The sequence below is a fragment of the uncultured Gemella sp. genome, assembly GCF_963525165.1.
Classification (GTDB): Bacteria; Bacillota; Bacilli; order Staphylococcales; family Gemellaceae; genus Gemella.
In genome coordinates this window covers 56,951-65,593 of record NZ_CAURJN010000007.1, presented here as the reverse complement: position 1 = coordinate 65,593, position 8,643 = coordinate 56,951, and the positions used below count along the sequence as shown (strand labels likewise).

Sequence of the window (8,643 nt, the reverse complement as noted above, 5' to 3'; positions counted from 1 at the left end):
TCATGAGCTTTAAGCTCATGACCCTTCTCATCAGTCCTAAATTTTGGAGACCCTTTTATTTTTATCCATGGTTGACATATCAAAGTTCTTGGCAGTTTTTCTGTAAAAATTACACATAATTTGAAAATAATATTTCATATTAGCATAAAAAAAAGGTTCAAAAATTTATAATTTAATTTGATTTTTTATAAAAAACAAGGTATAATGGTTATAGATGAGAAAGGAGGATTACTTTGAAGAATAAAGGAACATTACTGGCACAAAACTTAAAAAAACTTCGAAAAAGGAACAATTACTCTATGTCAACTGTAGCAGATAAACTAGAGTTATCATCTCATGGTGTATATGCGAACTGGGAATACGGAAGAAACGAACCTAACGTTGCAACACTAGTATCTATAGCAAAACTATATAACGTTTCTATTGATGAACTGGTTGGTTATAAAACTGAAAAAGGGGAACCAGAAGAGTTGGCAGATACTCACTTTGAAGTAATTGATATGATTAAATCATTAGACAGTGAGGATTGTAAATTAGTAGAAGAAGTTTTGAGAAGATTTAGGGGATATTCTTTTTCTAGAAATATAAATCTATAACATACTCAAATACTTAGGCTATAGAGTTATAATGTAGTATATTAAATTAATAGTTTTAAATATAGGCTAGGTAGGAATACTTAGCCTATATTTTCCTTTTCTTGAGGAAATGGGGTGATAGCTATTGATATAAAAAATTTAATGAACCAGATTCTTAATGATTCAATAGAAAAAAGAGCCAGTGATATTCATATATATCCACATACATCGGGAGATTCCTTTATTAAACTCAGAGTAGGAGGACATCTGAGTAAATATGAACAATTTTCAAATAGGGAGATAGAAGCGATAATTTCGCTATTAAAATATAACTCAAATATTGATATTTCGAGAAATAAAGAGCCACAAAGTGGGCGTTTCGTATATAAGTACAACGAAAAAGATTACTATCTACGTGTTTCTACGTTACCTTTAAATGAATTAAATGAAGGTTGTGTAGTCAGAATTTTTATAAACGAATTAGAAGATGTAGATTATAGTATATTTGATGAAGATAGCAAGTATATAAATAAACTTTCCAAAAGAGCGTATGGTCTAATATTATTTTCTGGACCTACAGGAAGTGGTAAATCAACATCTATGTATAAATTGGCAAGTGACTTAGCAAGTAGAGATAAGCAGGTAATAACAGTAGAGGATCCAGTAGAGAAAAAGATTTCTAGTTTGATTCAAATGCAAGTAAATGAAAAAGCTGGAATTAATTATGATAACGCACTAAAATCTATACTACGTTGTGATCCAGATGCGATGGTAATTGGAGAAATTCGTGATTATAAAACTGCAAGCCAGGTAATTACATCATCATTTTCTGGACATTTAGTTTTGAGTACAATTCATGCTGAAAATTCTATTGGAGTAATAAATCGACTAAGAGATTTAAACTTATCATTAGAAGATATCAAACAAACCGTGATTTGCATAATTTCGCAAAGGCTGGTAAATTTAACAAATGGAAAAAGAGGATTAGTAACTGAAATATTGAAAAAAGAAGACATCCATGAATACATTGATAATAATAAAATACATGAAAACTCTTTACAGAGAAAATTTAAATTAGCATGTGAGAAAGGATTAATCACGACTGATGAAAAAGAAAAATGGGGATATTAAAAAAGCCCTAGATAAAGAGAACAAGATATATTTTATTAAACGTCTGTATGAATTGATTAATCATGGATATATGTTAGAAGATTCTTTAGAGTTTTTGCTAATACAATATGAGGTTGCTGATGAAGAAATTATAAAAATAAAAGAAAAACTCTCTAATGGAAAAAAATTATCCGATATATTGGAATATCTTGGATATTCACAATTAATTATTAGTAAAATAAAATTTGCAGAAGATTATGGCAGAATAGAAGATATGCTACAAGAAGTAGAAACATATCTAACAATACAAAAAATACAACAAGAAAAGGTAATAAAAACTTTAAGATATCCACTATTTTTAACACTTACACTAATATGTCTCATCATGGTGTTTAATGCGCTAGTAATTCCACAATTTGAGAACATCTATACTTCATCTAATATTAAGATGGATCTCCAAACTATTATATTAATCAAATCACTATACTATATTCCAAAATTAATTTCTATAATATTTTTACTTACCCTTTTAGGGATAAGTTACATTTTTTATACAATTAAATATAAACCAAATCTATTTTTAAAATCACTTATATATATTCCTAAAGTTAGGAACTATTCTAAATTATATTTTTCTTATAGATTTTCTATGGAGTTAAGCTTGTTTCTAATGAGCGGATTTTCTTTGAAAACAGCTTTAGAAGTTATGGTTGAAGAAAACTATGATTATTACCTAACTCAATTTTCAAAAGACATATTACAGGAATTAGACAAAGGTATAAGTTTCGAAGAAGCTATAGGAAAAATTAAATATTTTGATAACTCAATTCAAAAATTTGTAAGCCACGGGAAAAATAATGGTTTGATTGACAAAGAATTAAAATTATTTAGTGAATTGATGCTAGATACTTTTCTAACATCATTAGATAGAAACTTAAAAAAATTACAACCTATTTTATTCGGTATTTTAGCCGTAGTAATAGTTGGATTGTATATGGTTATATTACTTCCAATTTTTAACATGGCTAGCTCGCTAAGATAAGGAGGAACTTATGAAAAAAATAATAAAAAAATTAAAAAGTAAAAAAGCATTTACGCTGATAGAAATGCTTATCGTGCTATTTATAATAGCAATACTATTAATCCTTATAGTGCCTAATATTACTAAGAATATAGACACTGCAAAAGATAAAAGCTCAGAAGCTTATGAAAAAACAGTTCAGGCTCAAGTAACAGCATATGAAATTAATGAAAAAGATAAAGAAGTTACATTTGAAAAACTAGTTGAAAAACATTATTTAGATGGACCTGCAGACAAAGCTAGTACGGCACCAAATGGCAAAAAAATAGTAATAGCAAATGGAAAAGCGACTCTTCAAAAATAGGCACGGTTTTTCTTTGGTAGAGATGATAGCTGTTTTGATGATAGTGAGTATTATAGTAATAATTTTATCAAGAATTTCTATAAACTCTTACGATAAATATCAAGAAAGATTAGCGGTAAATGAATTAGTTTCTGAAATTTATAATGTTCAAACAAAAAGTTTAGGTAAGGATAGATCTTATATTTGCTTTTTTTCGAGTGATAATGAATATGCAGTTTTATATGATGGGCAGAAACATTGGAAGAAAATACGTAAAAATGGAAAGGCAAAGATTGGAGCAGCATCAGTAAAATTTGAATATTGGAGAGGATATCTAGCATCTAAGGCGAATACAGTTAATGTGAAGTTTGATAATAGTGCATATAAGATAATTGTTCACCTTGATACTGGATATGTGACACTTGATGAAATACAATAAGAAAGGTTTTACATTTATAGAATTAATAGGTTCACTATTTATTTGCTCGTTACTATTTGTGTTTTTAATTCCAAATATGGTTAAGCAGTATTCAAATTTGTATAAAATTGAAAAAGAGCTAGAGATGAAAGAAATATTGTATGAAGAAATTTGTAGTCACTATAAAGAGAGTAGTTTTACTACAAGAAGAGATAATTATTACATAAGTGTAAGTGGAAGCACAGCAAAAATTGAGGATGAACAAACAGGTGAAAAAGTCGATTATAGGTAAAAATAAGCAAGGATTTACATTATTAGAATTAACAGTATCTTTGTTTCTTTTGGTTATACTAACTCTACTACTTATGTTAATACTTCAGACTACGATAAATACATCAAAAAGATTCTTAGACTATTCAAATTATGAATATGCATTAGCTCATAGAAAAATATTAGAAACTTATAATAAGAGTGCCAAAGTCACTCAGGAAAAACATTATATTTTAATGGAAAGCAAAGATGATTCAGAAGATGTAAGAATTAATTTCATAGACAACCGCATTTACATTGATAAATATAAAAATTCACATAACTTTGCTGGGTTTATTCTTCTGTTAAAAAATTTAAAAGAATATAATTTATCTGAAGAAAATGATATAATACATATTTCTCTTGTTGATAAAAACAGTCATAAACGTGATATGTACTTGAGAGTAAAAAATGAAAAAACAGATAAAGAAAAAGCTCAAGAAGAGAAAGAGAAAAAAGAAAAAGAGAAAAAAGATAAAGATGATAAGGCAAAAGAAGAAAAAGAAAAGCAAGGAAAAGATAAAGCAGAAATAGAAAAAATTAAGCCGATTAGCCACGGTGAGGAGGGAAGTTAATATTATGATAAAAATAAAAAATCATAAAAGAGCAAATGCCATTATAGCTTCTTTACTTGTAACGCTACTGGTAATTACAGTTCTATTTAGTATAGTGGGAATTTATATTAATAAAATGTATACGATGAAGAATTTGAACGATTATTATGATAAGAAAATCACCGAACAGCTAAAAGAAAATAATAAGTCTAAATAATAGTAAGAAGGCTCATCCTAATTAAAATAATGCGATTAGGGTGAGTTTTTATTTTGTTGGGGCTGACCAAAAAGTCCTAAATTAAAAAAAGTGTATATGATAACTCATAGACGTAGTGGTTTATTGATATCTAAATTCGCTTTATGAAAGCTTTTTAGATATCTAATAAACTGTGCAGGGGTGACTCAACAAAATCTTGTTTCTTAAGAAATCATGATTTTTGAGTCACTCCCAAAAAACGAATCACTTTGAGAATATTAAAGGGGGAGCTAGGATAATCATTAAGTTTTTGAAACTATAAAAAATTTAAAGATATTATATTATACTATAATAATTGAAAATATATTAACTATTGCTTTGTTTAAGTAAATGGTTTAAAATATTACTATATTGTCAAAAGTTGAAATTACATTTAAAGGAGATATAAATGGGTAAAAAATTATTATTAGGACTTGTGAGTGCAGGAGCATTAGCAGTTGCAGTATTTCACAAAAAAGAAAATTTTAGTTCAGAAGAACGTGCAAAAGTAGAAGAAGCTAAAAAGTATTTAGAAGGAAAAGGGTATGTTGTATCTGAAAAAAATAAGTTTCCTATTGGAAGTTTAAATTTATTATCTGTATCATCATTACCGATGTATTATAAGGCTGCTAAAACAGTAGCGAAATTTATTTTATAATTATGTTTATACCGGAAAAAAATTATTCATTTTACGAAGATAATCCCAAAGGTAAGCTAACTATTAAAAAATTTGCTAAAGAGATGTTTTATCGAGTTATGTATGATGAAATATCATTACTTTCAGCAAATTTAAGTTATTATTTTATTTTATCTTTATTTCCTATGCTGATTGTTGCATTAGCATTAACTCCATATTTTAAAATTGATCAGCAATTTTTATTAGAGAAGATTCAAAGTTATGCGCCAGGTGATTTAGGTGATTATCTTTTTGATATGATTTCAGAGGTATTAAATAATAAAAATAACACGATTATCACAGTGGGGATTGTATTTACGCTTTGGTCAGCCTCTAGCGGTATTTATGGAATAATTATAGCCTTTAACAACGCATTTAGAGTTCGTGATGGAAGAATATGGATAGTTACAAAACTAATTAGTGTGATATTAACAGCATTATTTTTAGTTGGAATGTTTGTTGCATTAGTTTTAATCGTATTTGGGAAACAGCTTACCTATATACTTTTCCATAAATTTAATCTTGATGAAGGATATTATAATTTGTGGTCGGTATTAAATTCTAGTCTACCAGTACTTTTTATATTTTTAATTTTTGTGTTCTTATATACTATGGGACCAAATTTGAAACTTAAAGCAATAAGCATCATACCAGGAGCTATATTTGCAACAATTTCTTGGATAATAGTAAGTAAACTGTTTGGATACTATATTGATCATTTTTCAAGTTATATTAAAACATATGGAACAATTGGAGCTTTTATGGCGTTCGTGCTTTGGTTATATATTACAGGATATATTTTAATTATCGGAGCGGAAATTAACGCAATTTTCCATAATTATAAAGTAGAACATAGAGTATTTGAAGAAACTCATACGACAGAATAGAAGATAATATTGATGCTGAATTTAGCTTATGAAAGCTTTACATTATTTAGTAGAATATATTTAAAGGGGTTGACCCAAAAATCCTAAATTTTAACAAAGTGTATATGATAACTCATAGATGCAGTGGTTTATTGATATCTAAAATCGCTTTATAAAAGCTTTTCAGATATCTAATAAACTTTGCAGGGGTGACTCGACAAAATCGATTTCTTCGGAATCATGATTTTTGAGTCACTCCCTTTTTTATTTTGTAGATCGTTATATTAAGCTAGTTTGATATTATTACAGTTGAGTTGAAATTCAGGCATAATTATATAAAAAGAAAGAGTTTTATAGTATAATTGTAGTTACTTAATTAAGATAATTGATTAAAGATTGAGAGGATTAAGCTATGGAAAAAGAAATTTATCTAGCAGGGGGATGTTTCTGGGGTGTAGAAGGTTATTTCTCACAACTTGATGGAGTAATTACTACAAAAGTTGGTTACAGCAATGGACAAACAGCAGAAACTACTTATCAACAAATTAAAACAACAGACCATGCTGAGGTTATTTACTTAAAATATGATAATTCAGTACTACCATTAAATGATGTATTACGTCACTATTTCAGAATTATTGATCCAGTAAGTATCAATAAACAAGGTGGAGACAGAGGTCGTCAATATAGAACAGGAATTTACTATGTAGATGAAGAAACAAGAGAAGAAGTAGTCAAATTTATCGAAGAACTTCAAAAAAATTATACTAAAAAAATTGCAGTGGAAGTAGAAGCAGTAAACAACTACATTGATGCAGAAGAGTATCATCAAAAATACCTTGAAAAGAACCCTACAGGTTATTGCCATGTAGATTTAAGTTTAGCGAAAAAAAGCTTGTAATTTTCAAAATAAGTTTGAAATAATTACTAAAAAAAGGTAAAATATAAGTAAGTATAAATAAAAACAAGGAGTTAGAAAATGACAAACATTTTAATTTTCGGACACAAAAATCCAGATACTGACACAATTTGTTCAAGTATCGTATATAACAACTTAAAAAGATTACAAGGGATGGATACTGAAGCTGTAAGACTTGGTGAAATCAATGATGAAACAAAATACGCTTTAGAATACTTTAACGTACGTTTACCACGTTTAGTAGAGGAAGTAGCAGAAGGACAACATGTTATCTTAGTAGACCACAATGAATTTCAACAATCAGCTAATGGAATCGAAAAAGCTGTTGTTCGTGAAGTAATCGATCACCACCGTATCGCAAACTTTGAAACAGCAGCCCCATTATATTACCGTGCTGAGCCACTAGGATGTACAGCTACAATCCTTAAAAAAATCTATGAAGAACAAAATGTTAACATCGACAAACAAATGGCAGGTTTAATGTTATCTGCTATCATCTCTGATTCATTATTATTCAAATCTCCAACATGTACTTTACAAGATAAAGTTGCAGCTGAAGAATTAGCTAAAATTGCTGAAGTTAATGCAGAGGAATATGGTCTTGCTATGCTAAAAGCTGGAGCATCAACAACTGATAAAACAGCTGAAACGCTAATTTCTTTAGACGCTAAAGAATTCGTTTTAGGAGCAGATAAACTTGTAGTTGCTCAGATTAACACAGTAGATGCTAACGAAGTGGCTGACAGAAAAGAAGAATTAGAAGTGGCAATCAATGCAGAACTTTCTTCAAAAGGATTATCAGCATATGTATTTGTAATTACTAATATCTTAACTTCAGATTCAGAAGTACTAGTATTAGGTGAAAAACAAGATAAAGTTGCAGCGGCATTTGGGAAAACTCTAGAAAATGACTTTATGACACTTGAAGGTGTTGTATCTCGTAAAAAACAAGTAGTTCCTCAAATTACTGAAGAGTTTTCAAAATAATTATTAAAAAATAAGCTTTTAAAAGGAGACTAATCTTAAAATTCTCAATTTAAAAAGTTTATATGAGAACGCATAGTCGTAGTGGTTTATTATTATCTAAATTCTTATTATAAAAGCTTTTAGAGATATAATAAACTTTGCGGGGGTGACTCGACAAAATCGATTTCTCCGAAATCACGATTTTTGAGTCACTCCCTTTCTACATTATATAAAATAGCAATGGAAAGGAAATATATGGATACATTTAAAGCAATATATTTGCCCTTTTTGAAGAAAATTATTGTAAACACATTAGTTGTAATAGCATTTGCAGGTTTAACACAAGGGAAACTAAAAATTGATCATCCAATATATGGTTTCCTTGGAGCCTTGCTGATTACAATATTATTCACATTAGTTAGACCATTATTGCTAGTTACTGTAATAATAACAATATTTAGTTTAGGATTATTTTCATTATTAGTAAGGACTATATTAGTTTATTCAGTTTCTTATATATTGGCACCACATTTTGAGATAGTATCGTTTTGGACAGCAATAGGTTTAGTTATAGCGATTAAAATTTTCAATTTTATATTTAAAACTGAACCAAGAACGATAATAATAAAAACATTTAAAAAGAAATAAAAA

The 8,643-nt window shown here is 28.4% G+C and carries 13 protein-coding genes; all 13 read left to right on the top strand.

All coding sequences use genetic code 11. The features are described 5' to 3' along the window. The first annotated feature begins 233 nt into the window (after positions 1 to 233). The 13 genes from RWQ74_RS02515 (at position 234) to RWQ74_RS02455 (ending at position 8,640) form a co-directional block, all read left to right on the top strand. Positions 234 to 596 (top strand): helix-turn-helix transcriptional regulator, encoded by a 363-nt coding sequence (locus RWQ74_RS02515; protein ID WP_314396496.1) that lies wholly within the window; start codon positions 234 to 236, stop codon positions 594 to 596. 141 nt (positions 597 to 737) lie between these two features. Then, a complete protein-coding gene (gene comGA / locus RWQ74_RS02510) occupies positions 738 to 1,706 on the top strand; it encodes a competence type IV pilus ATPase ComGA (protein WP_314396494.1) in 969 nt (322 codons plus the stop codon). Then, positions 1,681 to 2,727: a competence type IV pilus assembly protein ComGB gene (gene comGB / locus RWQ74_RS02505; protein ID WP_314396493.1), complete on the top strand. Its 1,047-nt coding sequence runs from the start codon at positions 1,681 to 1,683 to the stop codon at positions 2,725 to 2,727. Before comGA ends, comGB begins: the two co-directional genes overlap by 26 nt. 10 nt (positions 2,728 to 2,737) lie before the next feature. Beyond that, entirely contained in the window at positions 2,738 to 3,070 is a 333-nt protein-coding gene (gene comGC / locus RWQ74_RS02500; RefSeq protein WP_314160954.1) for a competence type IV pilus major pilin ComGC, read from the top strand. Further along, a complete protein-coding gene (locus RWQ74_RS02495; RefSeq protein ID WP_399540724.1) occupies positions 3,045 to 3,488 on the top strand; it encodes a prepilin-type N-terminal cleavage/methylation domain-containing protein in 444 nt (147 codons plus the stop codon). Before comGC ends, RWQ74_RS02495 begins: the two co-directional genes overlap by 26 nt. Then, a complete protein-coding gene (locus RWQ74_RS02490) occupies positions 3,475 to 3,759 on the top strand; it encodes a prepilin-type N-terminal cleavage/methylation domain-containing protein (protein WP_314396491.1) in 285 nt (94 codons plus the stop codon). The genes RWQ74_RS02495 and RWQ74_RS02490 overlap by 14 nt, the downstream gene beginning before the upstream one ends. Beyond that, the gene (locus RWQ74_RS02485) at positions 3,737 to 4,351 is read left to right on the top strand and encodes a prepilin-type N-terminal cleavage/methylation domain-containing protein (protein WP_314396489.1); all 615 of its coding nucleotides are present in this window, start codon (positions 3,737 to 3,739) and stop codon (positions 4,349 to 4,351) included. The genes RWQ74_RS02490 and RWQ74_RS02485 overlap by 23 nt, the downstream gene beginning before the upstream one ends. A 4-nt stretch (positions 4,352 to 4,355) precedes the next feature. Then, entirely contained in the window at positions 4,356 to 4,547 is a 192-nt protein-coding gene (locus tag RWQ74_RS02480; protein ID WP_314160958.1) for a hypothetical protein, read from the top strand. Positions 4,548 to 4,974: 427 nt separating this feature from the next. Next, entirely contained in the window at positions 4,975 to 5,223 is a 249-nt protein-coding gene (locus RWQ74_RS02475) for a hypothetical protein (protein WP_314396487.1), read from the top strand. 2 nt (positions 5,224 to 5,225) lie between these two features. Next, positions 5,226 to 6,128, top strand: coding sequence for a YihY/virulence factor BrkB family protein (locus RWQ74_RS02470; RefSeq protein ID WP_314396485.1), 903 nt, complete (start codon positions 5,226 to 5,228; stop codon positions 6,126 to 6,128). A 391-nt stretch (positions 6,129 to 6,519) separates the two neighbouring features. After that, on the top strand, positions 6,520 to 7,008 hold the full coding sequence (gene msrA / locus RWQ74_RS02465; protein ID WP_314396483.1) for a peptide-methionine (S)-S-oxide reductase MsrA: 489 nt from the start codon (positions 6,520 to 6,522) through the stop codon (positions 7,006 to 7,008). 78 nt (positions 7,009 to 7,086) lie between these two features. Further along, entirely contained in the window at positions 7,087 to 8,013 is a 927-nt protein-coding gene (locus tag RWQ74_RS02460) for a manganese-dependent inorganic pyrophosphatase (RefSeq protein WP_314396481.1), read from the top strand. Positions 8,014 to 8,280: 267 nt separating this feature from the next. Then, entirely contained in the window at positions 8,281 to 8,640 is a 360-nt protein-coding gene (locus RWQ74_RS02455) for a phage holin family protein (protein ID WP_314396479.1), read from the top strand. Positions 8,641 to 8,643 lie beyond the last annotated feature (3 nt).

Bases quoted from the DNA above. Each gene is read 5' to 3' on its own strand.
- msrA (WP_314396483.1), top strand. From the start codon at position 6,520: ATGGAAAAAGAAATTTATCTAGCAGGGGGATGTTTCTGGGGTGTAGAA.
- comGC (WP_314160954.1), top strand. From the start codon at position 2,738: ATGAAAAAAATAATAAAAAAATTAAAAAGTAAAAAAGCATTTACGCTG.
- RWQ74_RS02470 (WP_314396485.1), top strand. From the start codon at position 5,226: ATGTTTATACCGGAAAAAAATTATTCATTTTACGAAGATAATCCCAAA.
- RWQ74_RS02460 (WP_314396481.1), top strand. From the start codon at position 7,087: ATGACAAACATTTTAATTTTCGGACACAAAAATCCAGATACTGACACA.
- RWQ74_RS02495 (WP_399540724.1), top strand. From the start codon at position 3,045: ATGGAAAAGCGACTCTTCAAAAATAGGCACGGTTTTTCTTTGGTAGAG.
- RWQ74_RS02490 (WP_314396491.1), top strand. From the start codon at position 3,475: ATGAAATACAATAAGAAAGGTTTTACATTTATAGAATTAATAGGTTCA.
- RWQ74_RS02480 (WP_314160958.1), top strand. From the start codon at position 4,356: ATGATAAAAATAAAAAATCATAAAAGAGCAAATGCCATTATAGCTTCT.
- comGB (WP_314396493.1), top strand. From the start codon at position 1,681: ATGAAAAAGAAAAATGGGGATATTAAAAAAGCCCTAGATAAAGAGAAC.
- comGA (WP_314396494.1), top strand. From the start codon at position 738: ATGAACCAGATTCTTAATGATTCAATAGAAAAAAGAGCCAGTGATATT.
- RWQ74_RS02475 (WP_314396487.1), top strand. From the start codon at position 4,975: ATGGGTAAAAAATTATTATTAGGACTTGTGAGTGCAGGAGCATTAGCA.